Source organism: Streptomyces sp. NPDC007346 (assembly GCF_040703535.1).
Taxonomy (GTDB): Bacteria; Actinomycetota; Actinomycetes; order Streptomycetales; family Streptomycetaceae; genus Streptomyces.
On record NZ_JBEYKR010000079.1, the window covers coordinates 12,745 to 33,316 of the forward strand.

Genomic DNA, 20,572 nt, shown 5'->3' on the forward strand with positions numbered 1-20,572 from the left:
GTGGACACCGGAACGGCCCGGACCTCCGCGCGGAAGGCTCCCATGCAGACCAAGGCACTGGCGCCCGAGTACCAGGGCGCGCTCACCACGATGTCGGTGAACGCCTCCTTGACCGACGTACTGGCCGAAGGCGTACGGCATCTGAAACAGGCCGAACTCTCCGGCACCCAGGAGGAGGTGGCCCGCACCGGGCTCGCCGTGGCCGAGGCGCACCGCCGGCTGGGGCAGGTCGAGGAGGCGGACCGGGCGTGGAAGGCCAGCTACCGGGCCGCGCGCTCGGCCGGGGCCACCGGGGCGATGGCCTGGGCGCTGTGGAGCGGGGGGACGCTGGCACGTCAACGCGGTTCGCTGCGCCTGGCGTTCCGGCTGCTGGGACTCGCCGCCGAACTCGGCAGGCGGGGCGGGGACGTGGTCGCGCGCGGCTACTCGCTGGCCGGGCTCGCCGAGACGGGCCGCATCCAGGGCGACTACGAGAGGGTCGCGACGCTGCACGAGCAACTGCTCGCCGAGGCCCGCGCCCGGGGCGAGGCCCGCCACACGGTGTGGGCCCTGGAGGGCATCGCGCAGATCCACCGCAACACCGGGCAGCTCGACTCGGCCCTGGAGATGTTCCAGGAGGCGGCCGCCCTCGCGGGCGACGCCGACGACCGGCGGGGGCGGGCCTGGGCCCTGCGCGGCATCGCCGACATCGTTTCCCTGCGGGACGGGGGGACGGAACGCGCGCTCGGCCTCCTCGCCGAGGCCGAGACCACCTGCCGGGAGATGAAGCTCTCCAGCGCGCTCGCCTACAACCACAAGATGCGCGCCAACGTGCTCTTCCGCGCCGGGCGGTACGAGGAGGCCCGCGAGGTCTACGAGCAGGCGCTGGCGGAGTTCCGCGCGATGACCGAGCCCCGGGGCGAGGCGCTGGCGGCCCTGGGCCTGGTCAAGGCGCGCGCCCGGCTCGGCCGGGACCGCGCGGCCACGGCGGCGGCGCTGGACGAGCTGCGGGGCAGGCTGAGCCGGATCGGGCTGCTCAACGCCCGGGAGATGGTGGAGAAGGCGTACGCGGAGCTGGGGGTGGCACCGGCCACGGGACCCGGGGCGGCCGGCGCAGGCGGTGAGGGTCCGGTGGGGAGCGCCGAGCCCGTCGTGGGACCCGCCGACGTGCCGCGGTCGGCCGCAGGCGCCGGCACGGGGTCCGGCGCGCGCGAGGGGGCCCAGGGCCGATGACGCTGTCCACGACCCGTCAGGCCGCCGCGCCGCAGATACTCGACCGGTGCCGCGAGCTCGTCCGGCCCGCGCTGGTGGCGTCCGTGCGCCGGCTCCACCCCTGGCACGCCGAGACGGCCGCCTTCTCGCTGGGCTGGAGCGGGGTCGACGGCGACCCGGTCCCCGGTTCGCAGGGCAAGGGGGTCCGCCAGGCGCTCGCGGTGCTCGGGGCGGAGGCCGCCGGGGGCAGCGGCCAGGACGGGGTCACCGGTGCGGTCGCCGTCGAGCTCGTCCACACCTTCTCCCTCATCCACGACGACATCATGGACGGCGACGAGACCCGGCGCCGCCGCCCGACCGTATGGAAGGCGTACGGCACCGGGCCCGCGGTCCTGGCGGGCGACGCCCTGTTCGCACTGGCCGTCCGGACCCTGACGGACATCCCCGGCCCCACGGGGGCGGCGGCCGTGCGCCGTCTGGCGGGGACGCTGGGCGACCTGGTGCACGGCCAGGCGCAGGACCTCCTCTTCGAGTCCCGGCCGTGGGCCGGGCCCGAGGCGGTCCTGCCGCACGAGTACCGCGCGATGGCCACGCACAAGACGGGGGCCCTGCTCGGCTGCGCGGCCGCCCTGGGGGCGGTGCTGGCCGGGGCCCCGGCGTCCACCGCCGACGCGCTGGACCGGGCCGGGCGCCACCTGGGCGTGGCGTTCCAGGCGGTGGACGACCTCCTGGGCATCTGGGGCGATCCGCAGATCACGGGGAAGCCGGTCCACAGCGACCTGCGGCGGCTCAAGAAGACCTTCCCGGTCCTCGCCGCCCTGGCCTGCGAGCACCCGGCGGCCCGGCGGCTGGAGACCCTGCTCACCGGGGCCGGACCGCTCGACGAGGCGGGGCTGCGCCGGGCCGCCGAGCTGATCGACGAGGCCGGCGGGCGCCGGGCCACGGTCACCGAGGCCCGGGAGCACCTGCGGGCCGCCCGCGCCTGCCTGGACGGGGTGGAGCTGACCGAGGGCGCGCGCGGGGACCTGCTCACCCTGATCCCCTTCCTGGTCGACCGCGCCGGGTGAACGCCCCGGGGGCCGCGCCGGCGCCCGGGACGCGGGCTTAGGGGTCCGCCCGCCTCCCCGGGGCCGTCGCCTCCCGGCCGCCGGTGCCCCGGCCGTCGGCGCCCCCGCCGAGACCGCGATCCGCAGGACCCGGGACGACGGCTTCCAGGGCACCCGTGCGGGCCCCTTTGCCGACAATAGAACCGGCTGCCCGTCAACCGCATGGGGGCGCCACACACCTCGGCGGACGGCGGCCCGCACGATGCGGCGAACGGGGTGACACCTGACCGGAGCAATTCCTCCGGCCGGTATGGGAATTCCTCCTGCGCCCGCTTCCCGCAAGCCCTTTCAGTGCCTGATTCCGACGCCACCCGCAGGGATACGGAAAGACGGCGCGGACCACCTGATCAGCGGCGTCCCGCGGGTAATCCTCACGTGGTCGTATGAGCGAGTCACGCGCACGATTTCGCCACATGTCTGCCAAAGTGCACTTCGGCTTTACTCACCGGATTGAGCGAAGAGAGCCGTACGTGCTGCACATGCGTCCCACCGAAGAAAGACAATTGACGGTCCTTCATTTGGTTCAGCCCGTGGACGGTGGAGTGGCCCGGGTCGTCACCGATCTCGTCAGGGCCCAGGCCGGCGCCGGGCTGCGGCCCGTGGTGGCCTGTTGGCCCGGGAGCCCGCTGGCCGTCGGGGCGGCCGCCGCCGGGGCTCAGGTCCGGGGCTGGTCCGCCACCCGGGCCCCGGGCCCGCGGCTGGCCGGTGAGGTGGCCGCCGCGCGGCGGATCGTCCGCGACTGCCGCCCGCACGTGGTGCACGCGCACAGCGCCAAGGCGGGGCTCGCGGGCCGGATCGCCGTGCGGGGCCGGGTGCCCACGGTGTTCCAGCCGCACGCCTGGTCCTTCGAGGCCGTGGAGGGCCCTACCGCCGAACTGGCCGTGGGCTGGGAGCGGTTCGGGGCGCGCTGGGCCGACCACATCCTGTGCGTCAGCGAGTCCGAGCGGCGCACCGGCCAGGAGGCGGGCATCGCCGCCCGCTGGTCGGTGATCCACAACGGCATCGATCTCGACCGCTTCCGTCCCGGCGGACAGGCCGGGCGCGCCGCGGCCCGGACCTCGCTGCCGCTGCCGGCCGGGATGGATCCGCGGGCCCCCCTCGTCGTCTGCGTCGGCCGTCTGACCCGGCAGAAGGGCCAGGACGTCCTGCTGGACGCCTGGCGGCGGATGCGGGTACCGGGGGCGCGGCTGGTCCTGGTCGGCGACGGTCCCGACCGCGCCGGTCTGGAGGGCTCGGCCCCGGCCGGTGTCCTGTTCAACGGGGCGAGCGGCGACGTGCGGCCGTGGATCCACGCGGCGGACGTCGTCGTCCTGCCGTCCCGCTGGGAAGGCATGGCGCTGGCCCCGCTGGAGGCCATGGCCTGCGGCCGGGCCGTGGTGATGAGCGATGTGAGCGGGGCGCGGGAGAGCCTGCCGCCGGGCGACGAGGACCACCTTCTCGTACCGCCCGAGGACCCCGTGGCGCTGGCGGCCTCGCTCACCGCCCTGCTCACCGATCCGGAGCTGCGCGAGGCGGTCTCGCACCGGGCCCTGCGCCACGCTCGGGCCACGTTCGACGTCCGACGGACCGCGGGGGCGGTTGCCGGTCTCTACCAGGAACTTGTCTCCCTGTCCGCCCCTACGACGAGGAAGCGAACCGAGCGATGACGATGGAGAGCGCACCGGTTCCCGGCGCCGGCCGGGCAACAGCCGTACAGGCTCACACGGTTCATCCGCCGCGAAGAGGCGACGGCGGTACGCGGGAGCTCGGCGGCGGACGCAGCGCCGCGCGCCGCGCGCCCGCCGTGCAGCTCCTCGTCGCCGACGCGGCCGCGCTGGCCCTCACCTTCGCCCTGTGCGCCCCGGCCGGCTGGCCCTGGCCCGTGATCGCCGTCCAGGCGGTGGCCCAGCCGGCGCTGCACGCGTACCGGGGGCTCTACCGGCTCGGCCTCTCCCCCTCGGTGCTCTCCGAAGTGCCCGCGCTCCTGGGCCTCGGCCTGCTCCAGTGGTACGTGGTCACGGAGGTCGTCGAGGCCTGGGCCCCGCACCACGGGACCGGCTGGGCGGTGGTCGCGTACGCGGCGGCCGCGCAGGCCCTGCTGTGCGCCTCCGGGCGCGCGGTGGCGCACCGGATCCGGCACCGGGCGGCGGTCCGCAACCCCCTGTCGACGCTGATCGTGGGCCAGGGCCCGGTCGCCCGTCAGGTGACGGCGGCGCTGTACGGCCACCCCGAGTACGGGCTCCGCCCGGTCGGCCGGGTCGCCGCCCCCGGCGCCCCGGCCGAGGAGCCGGCGGCACGGCCGGACGGTGTGGAGCTGCCGGTCCTGGTCACCGAGCAGGAGGTGGGCAGGGCCGTCGTGCAGAACGGCGTGCGGCACGCGGTGTTCACCGCGCCGCCCGAGGCCACCCCCGGCGGCGCCGCCCTGTTCGCCCTGCTCCGCGGGCACGGCTGCCGGGTGTGGCTGGTCACCGGCGGCACCGCCGTCGCCACCCGCCCCGCCGGGGGCCGCCCCGACCATCTGTGGGGGTTCGCCGCCCACCCGCTCCAGGACGGCACGCACCGGCCCGTGAGCCATGCGGCGAAGCGGGCGATGGACGCCCTCCTGGCGGGCATCGGCCTGGTGCTGGTGGCGCCGCTGATGGCGGTGTGCGCGCTGGCGGTACGGCTCTCGGACGGTCCCGGAGTCATCTTCCGGCAGGAGCGGGTGGGCCGGCACGGGCGCCCGTTCGTCCTGCTGAAGTTCCGTACGCTGCGGCCCGCCGACGCCCAGGAGTCGGCGACCCGGTGGAACGTGGCCTCCGACGGGCGGGTGAGCCGCGTCGGCCGGCTGCTGCGCCGCAGCTCGCTGGATGAGCTGCCGCAGCTGTGGAACGTCCTGCGCGGCGACATGAGCCTGGTCGGCCCCCGGCCCGAACGCCCCTTCTTCGTCGCGCAGTTCAGCCGCACCCACCCCGGCTACCAGGCCCGTCACCGGATGCCGGTGGGCATCACGGGGCTGGCGCAGGTCAACGGGTTGCGCGGAGACACCTCGATCGAGGAGCGGGCCCGGTTCGACAACCGCTACATCGAGACCTGGTCCCTGTGGCAGGACGCGTGCGTGCTGGTGCGTACGGCGGGCTCCTTCTTCCGGCTCGGAGGCAGCTGACCATGGCCGCCACCCTGACCGCTCCGGCGCCCGGGGCCCCGGCCCGTACCGTTCCGCGTCCGTCCCCGGGCGGGTGGCGGAGCCGGTGGCCGCTGCTCCCCCTGGTCGCGGCCGTGCTGCTGGTCGCCCTGCCGTACGGCACCGGGGGCGGCGACGGCCCGGCGGTGGGGCCGGCCGATGTGGCCTCCGGCATCGCGGTGCTGGTCTGCGCGGGGCGGCTGCTGCACCTCCGGCGGCGCCCGCTCAGCGGCGCCGCGGCCCTGGTGCTGGGGCTGCCCGCCGTGGGCTTCGCGGTGGCGACGGTGACGGCGGTGGACCCGGCCGCGGCCCTGCCGGGCCTGGTCCGCTACCTCCAGGTCTTCGTCCTGGTCCCGGCCGCCGTGTTCCTCCTGCTCAAGGACGCCCGCGGCTTCCGGATCGTCGCCGGGGCGCTGGTGCTCCTGGCGCTCGTCCAGGGGGTCGTGGGGGTCGACCAGTACGTCACCGGGACCGGCGCCTCGTACATGGGTGAGGAGGTCCGGGCGGTCGGCACGTTCGGGCCCAGCGACATCATGGGGATGGCCACGGTCGTCGCCTACGGCCTGCTGGCCGCCGCCGCGTGTGCGCTGCGGACCCCGCGCACCGCTCCCGCCTGGCTGCGCCCGTGCGCCGCCGTCGTCGCGGTCGGGCTGACCGTGCCGCTCGCGCTCTCCTTCAGCCGGGGCGTGTGGATCGCCACGGCCGCCGCCCTTCTCGTCGCCCTGGCGCTGACCGGCCGACGGCAGGCGCTGACCTCGCTGGCGGTGCTGGGGGCCACCGGGACCGTCCTGGTCGGCGGGTTCGGCATCGGCTCGCAGCCGATCGCGGACCGGGCCGCCAGCGTGACCCAGGTGACCCGGGCCCCCGACCGGTCGGTGAGCGACCGGTACGCCATGTGGGGCGCGGCGGGCGCCATGTGGCGCGAGCGGCCCGCGACCGGCGTCGGCCTCAAGGGCTTCCCCGCGCACCGCGACGCCCACGCCTCGATCGGCCTCTCCTCCGGCAGCGACACGGCCGGTGCGGGCCAGGAGTTCCGCCGGCAGTCCCTGCTCTCGCCGCACAACATGTATCTGCTCGTCCTCGGCGAGCAGGGCCTGATCGGTCTGACGGCGCTCGTGGGCAGCTGGGCGGCGATCCTTCTCGGCGCCGTACGCCGGCTGAGGCGGGCCCGCGCGCGGGGCGACGCGGCCGTGGACTGCGGTCTGGTGGCAGTCGCCCTGATGACCTGGCAGAGCGTCAACTTCCTGTACGCCGACATCGGCGGGCCCACGACCGTGCTGAGCGGCGTCGTCCTGGGGCTCGCCGCCTGGTGGGCGCTGGCCGGGCCGGAGAAGGCGGGCACCGCGTGAGCGAGACCGGTACGGGCACGGAGACGGAGGCCTTCCCCCGGGAGGCCCTCCCCCACAAGCCCCTTCCCCACGAGGCCCTTTCCCCCAAGGCTCCTTCTCCCGACAAGGCCGCCCTTCCCCCGTTCCCGGGGCCCGGACAGCCCCCGGGCTCCGGCCCCGGCAGGACCGGAGCCGTCGCCACCGCGCCGGAACCCGCCGGCGGCGGCGAGGCGCCCGGCCTCGGGTCCTTCCTCGCCCGCGCGGCGGCGGGCACGGCGGTGCTGACCGTGCTCGGGGCCGTACTCGGCCTGGTGCGGGACCAGGCCATCGCCCGGTACTTCGGCGCGAGCGACGCCAGCGACGCGTTCCTGATCGCCTGGACCGTGCCGGAGATGGCGGCCACGCTGCTGATCGAGGACGGCATGGCGCTGCTCCTGGTCCCGGCCTTCAGCCTCGCCCTCACCCGGCGCGCGGCCGCGCGGGACGCGGAAGGCGCCGAGGCCTCCGGGGAGCTCGGCCCCGACCCCGTACGGGAGCTGGTGGCGGCCACCCTCCCCCGGCTCTGCCTCCTGCTCACGGCCGGTGCGGGGCTGCTGATGGCGGGCGCTCCCTGGGTCGTCGGTGTCCTGGCACCCGGGCTGGCCGACCCGCGCCTCGCGGTGGACTGCACCCGGCTGACCGCCGTCACCGTGCTCACCTTCGGCATCACCGGCTACTTCAGCGCCGCCCTGCGCGCCCACCGCAGCTTCCTGCCGCCCGCCGGGGTCTACGTCGCGTACAACATCGGCATCATCGGCATGACCCTGGCGCTGCACTCGGTGTGGGGGGTGCGGGCCGCCGCGGCGGGCGTCGCCGTCGGCAGCCTGCTCATGATCCTCACCCAGCTCCCCACCTTCCTGCGGCTGCTGCCCCTGGCACGCCCCCGCCTGCCGCGCCCGGTCCGGCTGAAGCGACGGGCCGTGCGCACCGCCCCGCTGCTGGGGGTGACGGTGCTCGCGCCGGTCGTGCTGTTCGTGGTGGGCCGCCAGTCGCAGGTGCTGGTCGAACGGTTCCTGGCCTCCACGCTCCCCGCGGGCGCCATCTCGCACCTGAACTACGCGCAGAAGGTCGCGCAGATGCCGATGGTGCTGTCGCTGATGATCTGCACGGTGACGTTCCCCGTCGTCGCGCGGGCCATGGCCGACGGGAGCCGGCAGGAGGCCCGGCGGCGGGTCGAGCGGGATCTCGCGCTGGCGGGCACGGTGGTGCTGCTCGGCACGGCGGTCGTCCTCGGTTACGCGCCCCAGATCATCGAAGTCCTCTTCCAGCGCGGCGCGTTCGACGTGTCCGACACCGAGGCCACCGCCCAGGTGATGCGGGTGTACGCGGCGGGGCTGCTCGGCCACTGCCTCGTCGGCGCGCTGAGCCGGCCGTTCTTCTCGTCCGGCCGCCCCACCTGGTTCCCGGCGTTCGCGATGGGCACCGGGCTTCTCGTCACGACGGGCGCCGGGTACGCGCTCACGTACCGCTTCGGCGTCGACGGCATCGCCACGGCCAACGCCCTCGGGATCAGCACGACCGCGCTGCTCCTGCTGATGGGGCTGGGCAGCCGGGTGGTCCCGATCCGGGCGCGGGCGGTCGCCCTGTCGCTGGGCCGCCTCGCCGGCGCCGCGCTGGTGGCCGGGGCGGCGGGCTGGGCGGCGGCGCCGGTGCTCCCCGGCGCCGCGCTGAGCCTGGCGGCCGGGTGTGTCCTGGTCCCCGCCGTGTTCCTCGTGGCCGGGCTGGCCCTGCGCTCGCCCGAGGCCCTCTCCCTGCTGGCACTCATCCGACGGAGGTTCACCGATGGCCGCTGATCCCCGGGCGCCCGGCGCCGACGCCCCCTCGCCCCGGCTCCGCCCGCACACCCGCCGTCAGCCGTGGATCCTGACGTACCACTCGGTGACCGACACCGGCGACGACCCCTACGGCATCACCGTCTCCCCCCGGCGGCTCGGCGAGCAGCTGTCGTGGCTGCGCGCCAGGGGGCTGCGCGGGGTGGGGGTCGCGGAGCTGATGCGGGGCCACGCGGCGGGCCGGCGCGATCTGGTCGGGCTGACCTTCGACGACGGGTACGCGGACTTCCTCCACCAGGCGCTGCCGGTGCTGCGCGCCCACGGCTGCACCGCCACCGTCTTCGTCCTGCCGGGGCGGCCGGGGGGTGTGAACGAGTGGGACCCGCTGGGCCCGCGCAAGCCGCTGCTCACCCTCGAGGAGATCCGGCGGGTCGCCGGGGCGGGGATGGAGGTCGGCTCGCACGGTCTGCTGCACCGGGACCTCACCACGCTGGCGGACGAGGAGCTGCGCCACGAGACGGTCCGCAGCCGGGAGTTGATCGGCGAGGTCACCGGCACGCCCCCGGAGGGCTTCTGCTATCCGTACGGGACGCTCGACCGGCGGGTGAGCGCCGCCGTCGGCTCCGCCGGATACGGCTACGGCTGCGCGCTGGCACCCGGGCCGCTGATCAGCCGCTACGCGCTCCCGCGCACCCACATCAGCCAGGCGGACCGGGGCGTACGGCTCTGGGCGAAGGACCTGCGGCACGGGCTGCGGCACGGGGCGATGGGCGGCGCGGGTCCCCGGGCCGCCTCCCCGGCACGGGTGGGCGGCCCCCGGTGAGGGCGCTGCACGTCATCACGGGGCTCGGGGTCGGCGGGGCCGAGCAGCAGCTGCGGCTGCTGCTGCGCCATCTGCCGGTGGAGTGCGACGTGGTGACGCTCACCAACCCGGGCCCGGTGGCGGACGGGCTGCGGGCCGACGGCGTACGCGTCGTCCACCTGGGGATGCGCGGCAACCGGGACCTGTCGGCGGTCGGGCGGCTGACCCGGCTGATCCGCGACGGCCGCTACGACGTGGTCCACACCCATCTGTACCGGGCCTGTGTCTACGGCAGGATCGCGGCGCGCCTCGCGGGCGTGCGGGCCACCGTGGCGACCGAACACTCCCTGGGGCGCGCCGAGATCGAGGGCCGCCCGCTGACCCGGGGCATCCGCGCCCTGTACCTCTCCACCGAACGGCTCGGCGCGGCCACCGTCGCCGTCTCCTCCACCGTCGCCGGGCGGCTGCGGGACTGGGGGGTGCCCGCCGAGCGGATCCGGCTGGTGCCCAACGGCATCGACGCGGAGCGCTACCGCTTCGACCCGGACCGGCGGCTCGCCGTCCGGGCGGCGCTGGGGATCCCCGACGACGCGTTCGTGGTCGGCGGGGTGGGCCGGCTGGTGCCGGGCAAACGCTTCGACGTGGTGGTGCGGGCGGTCGCCGCGCTGCCGGGGGCCCGGCTGCTGCTGGCCGGTGACGGGCCGGAGGCCGGGGCGCTCAGGGCGCTGGCGGCCGATCTCGGCGCGGCGGACCGGATCCGCCTGCTCGGGGAGTGCGGCGCCGGCGGGAGCGGCCCGGTGCCGGGGGTCCCGGCGCTGCTCAGCGCCGTCGACACCTTCGTGTCGGCCTCCCGGGAGGAGTCCTTCGGGCTGGCCGCCGTGGAGGCGCTCGCCGCCGGGCTGCCCGTCCTGCACGACGCCTGCCCGGCCATCGACGACCTGTCCGCCGCCCACGCCCCGGGCGCCACCCGGATCGCCGGGAGCCCCGACGAGCTGACGGCCGTGCTGCGGCGGCGGATACAGGCCCGCCCCGACCGGCAGCCACCGCCCCGGGCCGTCGGCCACTACGACATCCGGCGCAGCAGCGAGCGCCTGATGGACGTGTACGCGTACGCCCTCGACACCGCCCCACCGAACCGGAGAGCCCTTCCATGACCGAGTCTCCCGAGCAGCGGCCCCACGTCGTCCCGCGACGCCGGCCGCGTACCTCCCCCGCCCGGCTGCGTGCCGCTGTGACCCGGCTGCCCCAGTGGTGGCCCCTGCCCGTCTGTGTGCTGCTCGGCACAGTGTCCGGGCTTTCGTACGGGCTGCTCGCCACCCCCCAGTACGAGGCCACCAGCTACGCCATGGCGGTCGCGGAGAAGGAGGCGAACCCCTCGGCCGCGCTCGGCTACGCGCAGTCCTACGGGCGTCTCGTCACGAGCGACGCGACCCTCTCCTACGCGCAGGGCGCGGCCGGCGAGCCGGTGCGCGCGCTGCGCTCCCAGGTGCGCTCGGAGACCTCCCCCGACTCGCCGATGATCGCGGTGACGGGCACGTCGGACGACGCAGGCAAGGCGGCCGACATCGCCAACGCGGTGATCGAGGCCGTCATCGTGAGCAGCGGCCATGTCTCCCAGGACACCGGCGTGAAGCTCATCAAGTTCACCCATGCGATGAAGCCGGACCGGCCGGTCTCGCCGTCGGCCCCGCTGGGCACCGGCGTCGGGGCGGCCGCGGGCGGTCTGCTGGGCGGTCTCGTGCTGCTGGTACGGCCCCGGCACGCGGACCGGAACGTCCTGGCCCAGGTGCCCGGACCGTCCTCCGCCGAGGACCACACCACCACCGGCGAACGGGAGCTCGTACGATGACGGCCGACCGGGCGGGCAGCCTCTGTGTGACGCTCTGCCGGGACTTCGGCGAGTTCGGCGCGCTCGCCGGGGAGTGGGACGCGCTGCACCGCCGCTGCGCCACCGCGACCCCGTTCCAGAGCCACGCGTGGCTCCATTCGTGGTGGCTCTCCTACGGTCAGGAGGGCAGGCTGCGGGTCCTGCTGGTCCGCCGTGCGGGCCGGCTGATCGGCGCGGCGCCGCTGATGCTCGTCCACCGTCCGATGCCGCTGCTGGTGCCGATGGGCGGGGCGATCTCCGACTTCTTCGACATCCTGCTGGACGAGGAGGAGGCCGGGTACGCGGTCGGGGCGCTCCAGCGCGGTCTGGACCGGGCCGCCCGGCACAGCGTGGTCGACCTGCGGGAGGTACGGCCGGACGCGTCGGCGCAGTTGCTCTTCGGCCGGTGGGCGGGGGCCCGGAGCCGGCTCACGGACTCGACCTGCATGGAGCTGCCCGCCCGGCCGCTGGGCGACCTCGTGGCGCCGATCACCGGCCCGCGGGGCCAGCGGCTGCGGGCCAAGCTGCGCAGGGTCGACGCGCTGGGTGTCGAGACCCGCAGGGTCCCGCGGGAGGGGGTGCCGGCGGCGATCGGCACCCTGCTGCGGCTGCACGAACTCCAGTGGCGCGACCGGGGGGTCAACCCGGAGCACCTGCGGGCCCGGTTCTCGGACCACCTGATCCGCTCGGTGGGCCGGATGGTGGGCGACGGCACGGCCTCCGTCACCGAGTTCCGCATCGGCGGCTCGGTCGTGGCGACCGACCTCACCCTGCGGTCCGGGCGTCTGGCGGGCGGCTATCTGTACGGGGCGGACCCGGGCCTGCGGGAGCGGAAGGTCGATGTGTCGACCATGCTGCTGCGCGAGGTGGCCCAGCAGTCGTCGGACAGCGGCCGGGAGGTGCTGAGCCTGCTGCGCGGCGCGGAGCAGTACAAGAACCACTGGCAGCCGGCCACGGTGGTCAATCAGCGGCTGCTGCTGGCCCGTGCGGGTCTCGAGCCGCTGCTGCGGCTGCGGGAGTCGCAGGTGGCGGTACGCGAGCGGGCCGTGGAGACCGTGAAGGCCCGGTTTCCCGCCGCCCGGGACTGGCACGAGCGGCTTACCACGCTCGCCGTCATCGGGCGGTGAGGCGGGCCGCGACAGGCCGTGGAACAACACCGGAGATATCGCCTTCTTCTCGATCCGTTACCCACCGGCGCTTCTCGCGTTGTCAGGGCATGCGGGCCTCGTGCTCCGCAGCAACCCCCCTTCCTTACAAGGAGTTCTGATGTCGCGTATTACGAAGGTCGCCGCTGTGATGGCCGGCACCGGTGCCCTGCTCGCCGGCGGCGCCGGCCTGGCCACCGCGGACGCCGGTGCGCAGGGTGCGGCCATCGGGTCCCCCGGTGTCGCCTCGGGCAACGTCCTCCAGGTCCCGATCCACGTTCCGGTCAACGTCTGCGGCAACACCATCAACGTGGTCGGCCTGCTCAACCCGGCCTTCGGCAACACCTGCGTCAACGTCTCCGAGGGCCACCACGACGACGGTGACTACGGCTACGGCCGCTGATTCCCCCGCTTCACCGCGACGGCCGGCTCCCTCCTCCCGGAGGGGCCGGCCGTCGCGCCGTGCGCGCTCAGGCGTAGCGGTAGACCTTGCTGTGGTCGAGGAGCTTCCTGGGGGCGACGTCCCAGGGCGGCATCGGGTCGTCGAGGCCGAAGACGTGTTCGCGGTCCCGGCCGGGGGCGTCGGGTTTGCGCCCCGGCAGGTAGGCGGAGCTGGGGTGCGCCTTTCGCCAGCGGTCCCAGAGCAGGTCGATGAACGAGTGGTGGAGCCAGAACACCGGGTCCTCGGGGGAGGCCGCGCCGGCCATCGGGCCGCCGACCCACTGGTGGACCCGGTTGTGGTTGCCGACCGTGCGCACGCCCTGGATCCCCCAGCCCTCGACGCGGTTGCGGAACCCCTCGGTGCTGATGCTGTTCCACGGCGCGGTGTCGTAGACGGGGTCCTTCAACGCCCGCGCCACGTCGTCCGCGGTGGGCAGGGAGACCGGGTTCCTGCCGGGCCTGCCGAAGTTGCGGGTGAGCCAGTTCTGGTCGGTGACCCCGGCGCCCACGCTCCAGTTGCCCGTATCGAAGGCGAACGGGCCGGTGGTGACGCGCCGGTCGCCGGCCCTGCCGTTGCCGCCGAGGAAGTCCTCCGCCCACAGCGACGAGGTGGGCGAGCGGTCCTGGGTCCAGTCCCAGTAGGGGACGCTCACGCCGGGGTCCACGGCCTGGAGGGCCTGCTCGAACTCCAGCAGGTAGTGGCGGTGCCAGGGGAAGAACGACGACGTCATATGGGCGGGACGCGGCCGGTTCTCCGTGTCCATGACGTAGAACTCGCGGTGCATGACGACGAAGTCGTCGTAGCGGCCCGAGCTCTTGAGCTTCAGGATCGCGTCGACGAGGCGCCGCTTCTCGGTGCGCGTGAGGTCGCGCTGGTTCTTGCGGGTGTACACCGGCTTGGGTCCTCCTGGTTCATGTGCGGTTCGACGTTCACCTGCCGGGCGGCGTTCACCTGTGGTGCGAGGCGGGGGCCGCGAGGCGGGCGGTGCCGAGCTCGTCCACGGCGGCGCGGGCCGTCTCGCGCAGCGTGGGGAACGACTCGTAGTGCGTGACATCGCTCAGATAGGTGCCGTCCGCACGCCGCATGACGTGCAGCGGGCGGCCGTCGATGCGGATCTCGATGGCCGGTTCGGCCTCGGGTGCGCCGGCGCCGCCCGGCCCGCCGGCCGGGACCAGGACGGTCACCGACCCGCGGATCTCCCGGCCCCGGTACATCTCGGCGAACTCCTCCGTCCCGGGGGTGGAGCGGCCCGGCCCCTTCGCCGGCGCGGACGCGGTGTTCGGCTCCGGGTCGCGCAGCGGCAGAAGGACCGCGGCGGTGCCGGTGACCGCGGCCGCGGTGAACGCGGTACGCAGGACCGTCCGGCGCGACGGGCCGCGTGCGCCACGCGGCGCGCCGCCCGGATCCGTGGTTCGACTCATGGGTGACTGCCTCTCGTCGGCTCGTTCGGGACGCCCTGTGGGGGGGGTGTTGCTGGCGATGGTGGCAACGAGGCGGCGGCGAATCGGTTCTCATGGGCGCGGCGTGCCTCGCGTTCCGTCAAACGCGTGACGGTGCGCGGCCATCCGCGCCGGAGGCCCGCGTCGCGCTGGGTGGAGCGCGCACCGGAACGGACGATGACCTCGCCAACGCGTGGAGGTGTATGGACATGACCGTTCCGCATCAGCTCTCCGGCGATCGTGCGGCGCACTGCGACCTCGCCGACCCGGCGTTCTGGCGGCTGCCGCGCCCGGAGAGGCTCAGCGCCTTCGCCCGGCTGCGGACGCTGGAGGCACCTGTGCTGTTCACACCCCGGCCGGGCACCGCCCGTACCTCCGGCAAGCCGTTCTACGCCCTGGTGCGGCACGCGGACGTGCTGACCGCGAGCCGCACGCCGAAGGTCTTCGCGAGCGCTCCGGGGGTCACCACTCCGGAGCCGGCCGGCTGGACCAAGGCGCTGTTCGGGAACTCGATGGTCAACATGGACGGGCCCGAGCACGCGGCGCTGCGCCGGATCGTCTCCCGGCGCTTCACCCCCCGGCTGCTCGCCGCCACCGAGGAGAACATCGGCCGGCTGGCCGGACGCCTGGTGGGCGAGATGGTCACCGAGCACCCGGGCGACTTCGTGCCGTCGGCCGCCTCACGGCTGCCGCTGGAGGTGATCTGCGACCTGATGGGCATCCCGGCGGCGTACCGGCCACGGATCGCGGAGCAGATCGACCACGCGTCCGAGCATGTCGGCGTCGAGCGCCGGGGCCGGGCCAGGCTGCGGATCCCCGGTCGCGGGCTCGCCTCCCTGGCGATGATGCGGCTCGTCATGGCGCGCCTGGCCCACGAGCGCCGCCGTGACCCGCAGGACGACCTCGTCTCGGCCCTGGTACGCGCGGACGTCCACGGCGAGGCGCTCTCCTCGCGGGATCTGGGCGCGTTCTTCTCGCTGCTGCTGGTGGCCGGGGTGGAGACCACCCGTAACGCGATCGCCCACGGGCTGTCCCTGCTGGACCGGCATCCCGAGCAGCGGGAGCTCCTGCGGTCGGACTTCGAGAGGTACATCGGCGGTGCCGTCGAGGAGATCGTCCGCCATTCGACACCGATCATCCAGTTCCGCAGGACCGTCGTCGCGGAATTCGAGCTGGGCGGCCGGACCTTTCTTCCCGGGGAGAAAGTCGCACTGCTCTACGCATCCGCCAATCGCGATGAATCGGTTTTCACCCGTCCGGATCTCTTCGACATCACCCGGTCGCCGAATCCGCATCTGGGTTACGGAGGCGGTGGCCCGCACCACTGCCTCGGCGCCCACCTCGCCCGGCTCGAAATGACGGCCCTCTTCCGGGAACTGCTCACCCGACGGCCCGTCATCCGGCAGACGGGCGATCCGAAGCTGGTCGATTCGAATTTCGACAACCGTGTCGCTTCCCTGCCGTTCATCTCCGATCCCGGTGTCACCTGAACGGCCCGTTCGCAACGCCGAATACGATAAATGGACCGCTCTGATCGCGTGCGGTCGCGGATGATGAAACTCTCTCCCCAACGGGCCGAACCGGCCTGAATTCATCGCAGCCAGGAGGAGTCATGCCGGCCAAGCGCCGACTCATCACCACGTGCATCGCCGCGGCTGTCCTCAGTCTCCTGGCAGGCGGCGGCATCGCGGGCCGGCTCCCGCCGGGCACCGATTCCGTGGACAGCGCGGCCCCGGGTCCTCAGGGGAGCAGGGGCGGCGGCTCCACCGCCCACGGCGCCTATCTGGACTACGGGCCGGCGGGGGTGGACAGGATGGCCCACCTGTCCCGCTGGCTCGACGGCGCGGAGCTGCGGGTCGGGCACACCTATCTACCGGGCGACCTGTGGGTGAACATCGAGGGCGCCCCCGAGTTCCTGGACTCCTGGGCCACCTGGCGCAAGGCGGACGAGGACCGGATGTTCGTCCTCAACGTGCCCATGCTGGAACGGAACGAGGAGCGCGTCCCGGACCCCGAGGTCCGCCGTCTGCTGCGGTCGGGGGCGGCCGGCGACCACGACCGGCACTTCACCGTCCTGGCGGAGCGCCTGGTCTCCCTGGGCGTGCCGGACACGGTGATCGTGCTCGGCTGGGAGATGAACGGCACCACGTACACCCATCGCTGCGGTCCCGATCCTGCGGCCTGGAAGGCGTACTGGCAGCGGATCGTGACGGCGATGCGCGCGGTGCCCGGCCAGGAGTTCCGTTTCGACTTCACGCCCAGCCGGGGACGGGACGCCGTCCCGTGGACCGAGTGCTACCCGGGTGACGACGTCGTCGACATCATCGGGATGGACTCCTACGACCAGCCGCCGGGCCAGTCCTTCGACGACCAGATCAACGATCCGTACGGGCTCCAGAAGCACGTCGACTTCGCGGCGGAGCGCGGCAAGCCGATCTCGTTCCCGGAGTGGGGGCTCTTCCGCAACGGCGACAATCCGGAGTACATGCGGCGGATGCTCGACTGGATCGACCGGCACCAGCCGCTGTACCAGACGATCACGGACTACTGCCCGCACGGTGTGTGGCAGTGCGAGAGCAACCCCCGCTCCGCGAAGGTGTACCGGACCAGGCTCGCCGAGATGGCCGCACCGGTGGAACCCGCCCCGGCGCCGTCCACCCCGCCGGCCGTGGAGCCGTCGCCCACACCGTCGGTGCGGCCCGCTCCCACGGCTCCCGAGCCGCCGGCCACCCGCAGGTGGTGCCTCACCGTGCCGTTCGGGGACTGGCTGGGGCAGTGGCTCAAGGAACGCAGGATCTGTGTCCGCTACTGACCGCGCGTAGGGGGACGGCTCCGGCGCGGGGGCAGGTGGCCGAGCGACTGCTCGTCACTCCCCCGACGGGGTACGGCCCGCCGCGTCACACCGCCGAACGGGTGAAAGCCCCTACGGCGGCCCCGTCCGGGAAGCGGGCCGGTGCGTACCGGGGGGTGACGCGCGACCATGGAAACCTAGAGATGGTGGTGAGGTGCATGGCATCCGCCGACGACGGCCCCACGGCGGGGCCCGGCCCGCTGCCCTCCGCGGATCCGCGGGGCCCGGTGCAGCTGAGCGACGACGCGGTGGCGGTGATCGCCGGGGACGGCACGGTCATCGGCTGGACCCGTGGGGCTCAGGCCCTTCTCGGGTACGCGGCCGCCGAGATGGTGGGCCGGTCCGCCGCCATGCTGCTGGCGGGGGCCCCGGACCCCCGGCGTACGGCCGCGATCGCCGCCCGCAGCCGCGGCGGATCGGGGTGGAGCGGGCTGATCGCCCTGCGCGGCAGGGACGACCGGCAGGTCGACGCCGACGTACGGGTCTCCGCCTCGTTCCTGATCGCCGGACGCGAGGGCTTCCTGGTCTCGGGGCGGGAACGCACCCCGCGGTGGACGGTGGAAGGATCGGTGCTGGAGGGGTTCTTGACCCGGTCGCCGGTCGGCATGGCGGTGATGGATCCGCAGCTGCGCTACCTCTGGCTCAACGACACCCTGGAGCGGTTCGGCGGGGTCCCCCGGGAGCAGCGCCTGGGGCGCCGGCCCTCGGATGTGCTGCCCGGTCTGCTCGCGGCGCCCATCGAGCGGCTGATGCGGCAGGTCATGGCGACCGGTGTCCCGGTGACCGACTACGAGTACCTGGGCTGGAGCTGGTCCGACCCGAACCGCCGGCGGGCCTTCTCGAGCTCGTTCTTCCCGCTGGCGGACGCCGAGGAGAACCGGATCGGCATCGGCTACATGGTGCAGGACGTGACCGACCGGTGGAACGCGCGCCGGCTGCTGGCGCTCGTCAACGAGGCGGGCGCCAGTATCGGGTCCACCCTGGACGTGCAGCGCACGGCCCAGGAACTGGCCGATTTCGCGGTGCCCCGGTTCGCCGACTTCGTCTTCGTCGACCTGCTGGAGACGCCGCTGGGCAGGGAGCGGCCGGAGGGCCCGCCGCTCGGCGCGGAGGGGGCCGGCGGCAGGCCGCCGATGCGCCGGATGGGGATGAGTTCGGTGCACGAGGGATGTCCGGAGTCCGTGGCGCGCATCGGGGAGAGCGTCGACTTCGTACCGCCGCCGCACGACGTCCACTTCCTTCTCGACGGTGACCCGGTGCTCCTGCCGCTGCTCGATCCGGACAGCCACGCGTGGGCCGTGGAGCAGCCGGCGCGGGCCGCCCGTATCCGTGAGTTCGGGCTGCACTCGCTCATCTCCGTACCGATGCGGGCGCGGGACACCGTCCTCGGGCTCACCACATTCATGCGGTCGCAGAACCCGGTCCCCTTCGACGAGGACGATGTGGCGCCGGCCCGGGAGCTGGTGGCACGGGCCGCGGTGTGCGTGGACAACGCCCGCCGCTACACCCGGGAGCACACCGCGGCCCTGGTGCTCCAGGAGAGTCTGCTGCCGCACACCCTGCGCGGCGGGACGGCGCTGGACGTGGCCTCCTCCTACCTCCCGGCGGACGCGAAGGACGGGGTCGGGGGCGACTGGTTCGATGTGATCCCGCTGTCCGGGGCCCGGGTCGGCCTGGTCATCGGGGATGTGGTGGGGCACGGGATCAGCGCCGCCGCGACCATGGGCCGGCTGCGGACCGCCGTGCAGACGCTGGCCGACATGGACCTGGCCCCCGACGAGCTGCTGGCCCGCCTGGACGATCTCGTCATGCGGCTGAGCGAGGAGGAGCCGGCGGGCCGGAAGGCCGACCGGGGCGGCACGACGGTGCTGGGCGCCACCTGTCTCTACGCCGTCTACGATCCGGCCACCCGGTGCTGCACGATGGCGCGGGCCGGGCACCCGCCGCCGGTGGTCGTCACTCCGGAGGGCTCGGTCAGCTTCCCCGCCCTCCCCTCCGGCCCTCCGCTGGGCCGAGGCGGACTTCCCTTCGAGTCCCTGGACGTCGTGCTGCCCGAGGGGAGTCTGCTGGGGCTCTACACCGACGGGCTCGTCGAGGGCCCGGGGAAGGACGCCGAGCAGGGGATGGCCCGGCTGGGGCGGGCCCTCGTGCGCAACGGGCTGCCGCTGGACGAGCTGTGCGCGGCGGTGGTCGAGGAGCTGCTGCCCGTTCCCCAGCCGGACGACATCGCCCTCCTGCTCGCCCGGACCCACGCGCTCAGCCCCGACCGGCTGGTCTCGTGGGACGTGCCGCTGGACCCGGCGGCCGTCGGTGCGACCCGGGGCCAGGTGGCCGCCCAGCTGGAGGCGTGGGGGCTGGACGAGCTGACGATGACGACCGAGCTGATCGTCAGTGAGCTGGTGACCAACGCGATCCGGTACGCGTCGGGTCCCGTACGGCTGCGGCTGCTGCTCCAGTCCGTGCTGACCTGCGAGGTGTCCGACGCCAGCAGCACCACCCCGCGGCTGCGGCACGCCCGTACGACGGACGAGGGCGGGCGCGGTCTGTTCCTGGTGGCTCAGCTCGCCCGGCGCTGGGGCACCCGGTACACCCACCGGGGGAAGATCATCTGGGCGGAGCAGAGCCTGCCGTCGTCTCCGCCGCTGCCTCACCCGGTCGGCTCTCCTCCCGTACCGCCCGCGGCCGGCCCGTCCGAGGACTCTCCTCCTGACGGCTGAACAGCCGGGTCAGCGCGGAGCCGGTCCTGATCAGCTCGTCCCAGGTGCCCTCCTCGACGACGCGTCCCCCCTCGAGGACGCAGACGCGGTCGGCCCGGCGGACGGTGGCGGGGCGGTGGGCGATGATCAGTGTCGTACGGGTACGGGCCCGGGAGTCCGCCGCGAGCGCCCGCGCCAGTTCCTCGTCGCCCCGGTGGTCGAGGTGGGCCGTCGTCTCGTCCAGGACGAGGACCCGGGGGCGGCCGAGCAGCCCCCGCGCCAGGGCGATCCGGGCCCGCTGGCCGCCGGAGAGGGTCGCGCCGCGTTCGCCGACCGGGGTGTGCAGCCCCTGGGGCAGCGCGTCGACGACGGGGGCGAGGCCGCAGGTGCGGACGGCGGCGGCCAGCTCCTGGTCGGTGGCGTCGGGGGCGCCGAGGCGGAGGTTCTCGGCGAGGGTCCCGTGGAAGAGCGGGGCCTCCTGGCCGACCACGCACACCGCGGCCCTCAGGTCGTCCTCGGCGAGGTCCCGCAGGTCGACGGGGTGCGCCGGGGAGGCGGGGAGCAGCTCCACCGTTCCCTCCTGGGGGTCCCAGTAGCGGGCCAGGAGGTGGGCGCAGCTGGTCTTTCCGGCCCCCGAGGCGCCGACGAGGGCCACCGTCTCGCCCGGCCGCACGGTGAGGTCGAGGCCGTCCAGGACGGGGGCGGCGCCGTAGCCGAACCGTACGCCCCGCAGCCGCAGGCCGAGCGGGCCC

At 74.6% G+C, this 20,572-nt stretch carries 17 protein-coding genes; 14 read left to right on the forward strand and 3 right to left on the reverse strand.

All coding sequences use genetic code 11. From position 1 onward, the window contains the following. Nucleotides 1-42 precede the first annotated feature (42 nt). From AB0917_RS20800 to AB0917_RS20850, 11 genes are all read left to right on the forward strand, one after another. The gene (locus tag AB0917_RS20800) at nucleotides 43-1,212 is read left to right on the forward strand and encodes a tetratricopeptide repeat protein (protein WP_366821078.1); all 1,170 of its coding nucleotides are present in this window, start codon (nucleotides 43-45) and stop codon (nucleotides 1,210-1,212) included. Beyond that, nucleotides 1,209-2,258, forward strand: coding sequence for a polyprenyl synthetase family protein (locus AB0917_RS20805; protein WP_366821079.1), 1,050 nt, complete (start codon nucleotides 1,209-1,211; stop codon nucleotides 2,256-2,258). Before AB0917_RS20800 ends, AB0917_RS20805 begins: the two co-directional genes overlap by 4 nt. Before the next feature lie 518 nt (nucleotides 2,259-2,776). Further along, nucleotides 2,777-3,943, forward strand: coding sequence for a glycosyltransferase (locus tag AB0917_RS20810; protein WP_366821094.1), 1,167 nt, complete (start codon nucleotides 2,777-2,779; stop codon nucleotides 3,941-3,943). Then, nucleotides 3,940-5,421, forward strand: a complete 1,482-nt coding sequence (locus tag AB0917_RS20815; protein WP_366821080.1) for a sugar transferase — start codon at nucleotides 3,940-3,942, stop codon at nucleotides 5,419-5,421. The genes AB0917_RS20810 and AB0917_RS20815 overlap by 4 nt, the downstream gene beginning before the upstream one ends. A 2-nt stretch (nucleotides 5,422-5,423) precedes the next feature. After that, nucleotides 5,424-6,788, forward strand: a complete 1,365-nt coding sequence (locus tag AB0917_RS20820) for an O-antigen ligase family protein (RefSeq protein ID WP_366821081.1) — start codon at nucleotides 5,424-5,426, stop codon at nucleotides 6,786-6,788. Beyond that, nucleotides 6,785-8,599, forward strand: a complete 1,815-nt coding sequence (locus tag AB0917_RS20825; protein ID WP_366821082.1) for a lipid II flippase MurJ — start codon at nucleotides 6,785-6,787, stop codon at nucleotides 8,597-8,599. The genes AB0917_RS20820 and AB0917_RS20825 overlap by 4 nt, the downstream gene beginning before the upstream one ends. After that, a complete protein-coding gene (locus AB0917_RS20830; protein WP_366821083.1) occupies nucleotides 8,589-9,401 on the forward strand; it encodes a polysaccharide deacetylase family protein in 813 nt (270 codons plus the stop codon). Before AB0917_RS20825 ends, AB0917_RS20830 begins: the two co-directional genes overlap by 11 nt. Then, nucleotides 9,398-10,534 (forward strand): glycosyltransferase, encoded by a 1,137-nt coding sequence (locus tag AB0917_RS20835; RefSeq protein WP_366821084.1) that lies wholly within the window; start codon nucleotides 9,398-9,400, stop codon nucleotides 10,532-10,534. Before AB0917_RS20830 ends, AB0917_RS20835 begins: the two co-directional genes overlap by 4 nt. Next, on the forward strand, nucleotides 10,531-11,229 hold the full coding sequence (locus AB0917_RS20840) for a lipopolysaccharide biosynthesis protein (RefSeq protein WP_366821085.1): 699 nt from the start codon (nucleotides 10,531-10,533) through the stop codon (nucleotides 11,227-11,229). The genes AB0917_RS20835 and AB0917_RS20840 overlap by 4 nt, the downstream gene beginning before the upstream one ends. Then, the gene (locus AB0917_RS20845; RefSeq protein ID WP_366821086.1) at nucleotides 11,226-12,374 is read left to right on the forward strand and encodes a GNAT family N-acetyltransferase; all 1,149 of its coding nucleotides are present in this window, start codon (nucleotides 11,226-11,228) and stop codon (nucleotides 12,372-12,374) included. The genes AB0917_RS20840 and AB0917_RS20845 overlap by 4 nt, the downstream gene beginning before the upstream one ends. 139 nt (nucleotides 12,375-12,513) lie before the next feature. Beyond that, on the forward strand, nucleotides 12,514-12,795 hold the full coding sequence (locus AB0917_RS20850) for a chaplin (RefSeq protein WP_366821087.1): 282 nt from the start codon (nucleotides 12,514-12,516) through the stop codon (nucleotides 12,793-12,795). Nucleotides 12,796-12,862: 67 nt separating this feature from the next. Here the strand turns inward: AB0917_RS20850 and AB0917_RS20855 are convergent, their stop codons facing one another. After that, nucleotides 12,863-13,726 (reverse strand): tyrosinase family protein, encoded by an 864-nt coding sequence (locus AB0917_RS20855; protein WP_366821088.1) that lies wholly within the window; start codon nucleotides 13,724-13,726, stop codon nucleotides 12,863-12,865. A 55-nt stretch (nucleotides 13,727-13,781) separates the two neighbouring features. After that, nucleotides 13,782-14,255, reverse strand: coding sequence for a tyrosinase family oxidase copper chaperone (locus AB0917_RS20860; protein WP_366821089.1), 474 nt, complete (start codon nucleotides 14,253-14,255; stop codon nucleotides 13,782-13,784). A 227-nt stretch (nucleotides 14,256-14,482) separates the two neighbouring features. On the opposite strand from AB0917_RS20860, the gene AB0917_RS20865 reads away from it, so the two are divergent. From AB0917_RS20865 to AB0917_RS20875, 3 genes are all read left to right on the forward strand, one after another. Beyond that, nucleotides 14,483-15,763 carry a cytochrome P450 gene (locus AB0917_RS20865; protein ID WP_366821090.1) on the forward strand — a complete coding sequence of 427 codons (1,281 nt, stop codon included), beginning with the start codon at nucleotides 14,483-14,485 and terminating at the stop codon, nucleotides 15,761-15,763. Nucleotides 15,764-15,885: 122 nt separating this feature from the next. Continuing rightward, nucleotides 15,886-17,085 (forward strand): glycosyl hydrolase, encoded by a 1,200-nt coding sequence (locus AB0917_RS20870; RefSeq protein ID WP_366821091.1) that lies wholly within the window; start codon nucleotides 15,886-15,888, stop codon nucleotides 17,083-17,085. 197 nt (nucleotides 17,086-17,282) lie between these two features. Then, the gene (locus tag AB0917_RS20875) at nucleotides 17,283-19,841 is read left to right on the forward strand and encodes a SpoIIE family protein phosphatase (protein ID WP_366821092.1); all 2,559 of its coding nucleotides are present in this window, start codon (nucleotides 17,283-17,285) and stop codon (nucleotides 19,839-19,841) included. Here the strand turns inward: AB0917_RS20875 and AB0917_RS20880 are convergent. Further along, a partial coding sequence (locus tag AB0917_RS20880; protein ID WP_366821093.1) for an ABC transporter ATP-binding protein occupies nucleotides 19,729-20,572 on the reverse strand: 844 nt, incomplete at its 5' end. The two genes, AB0917_RS20875 and AB0917_RS20880, sit on opposite strands and share 113 nt — an antisense overlap.

What these genes read in the sequence shown, in the direction of transcription:
- AB0917_RS20830 (WP_366821083.1), top strand. Translation starts at nt 8,589, where the DNA reads ATGGCCGCTGATCCCCGGGCGCCCGGCGCCGACGCCCCCTCGCCCCGG.
- AB0917_RS20805 (WP_366821079.1), top strand. Translation starts at nt 1,209, where the DNA reads ATGACGCTGTCCACGACCCGTCAGGCCGCCGCGCCGCAGATACTCGAC.
- AB0917_RS20870 (WP_366821091.1), top strand. Translation starts at nt 15,886, where the DNA reads ATGCCGGCCAAGCGCCGACTCATCACCACGTGCATCGCCGCGGCTGTC.
- AB0917_RS20840 (WP_366821085.1), top strand. Translation starts at nt 10,531, where the DNA reads ATGACCGAGTCTCCCGAGCAGCGGCCCCACGTCGTCCCGCGACGCCGG.
- AB0917_RS20865 (WP_366821090.1), top strand. Translation starts at nt 14,483, where the DNA reads ATGACCGTTCCGCATCAGCTCTCCGGCGATCGTGCGGCGCACTGCGAC.
- AB0917_RS20850 (WP_366821087.1), top strand. Translation starts at nt 12,514, where the DNA reads ATGTCGCGTATTACGAAGGTCGCCGCTGTGATGGCCGGCACCGGTGCC.
- AB0917_RS20800 (WP_366821078.1), top strand. Translation starts at nt 43, where the DNA reads ATGCAGACCAAGGCACTGGCGCCCGAGTACCAGGGCGCGCTCACCACG.
- AB0917_RS20810 (WP_366821094.1), top strand. Translation starts at nt 2,777, where the DNA reads ATGCGTCCCACCGAAGAAAGACAATTGACGGTCCTTCATTTGGTTCAG.
- AB0917_RS20815 (WP_366821080.1), top strand. Translation starts at nt 3,940, where the DNA reads ATGACGATGGAGAGCGCACCGGTTCCCGGCGCCGGCCGGGCAACAGCC.
- AB0917_RS20875 (WP_366821092.1), top strand. Translation starts at nt 17,283, where the DNA reads ATGGCATCCGCCGACGACGGCCCCACGGCGGGGCCCGGCCCGCTGCCC.
- AB0917_RS20860 (WP_366821089.1), bottom strand. Translation starts at nt 14,255, where the DNA reads ATGAGTCGAACCACGGATCCGGGCGGCGCGCCGCGTGGCGCACGCGGC.
- AB0917_RS20845 (WP_366821086.1), top strand. Translation starts at nt 11,226, where the DNA reads ATGACGGCCGACCGGGCGGGCAGCCTCTGTGTGACGCTCTGCCGGGAC.
- AB0917_RS20820 (WP_366821081.1), top strand. Translation starts at nt 5,424, where the DNA reads ATGGCCGCCACCCTGACCGCTCCGGCGCCCGGGGCCCCGGCCCGTACC.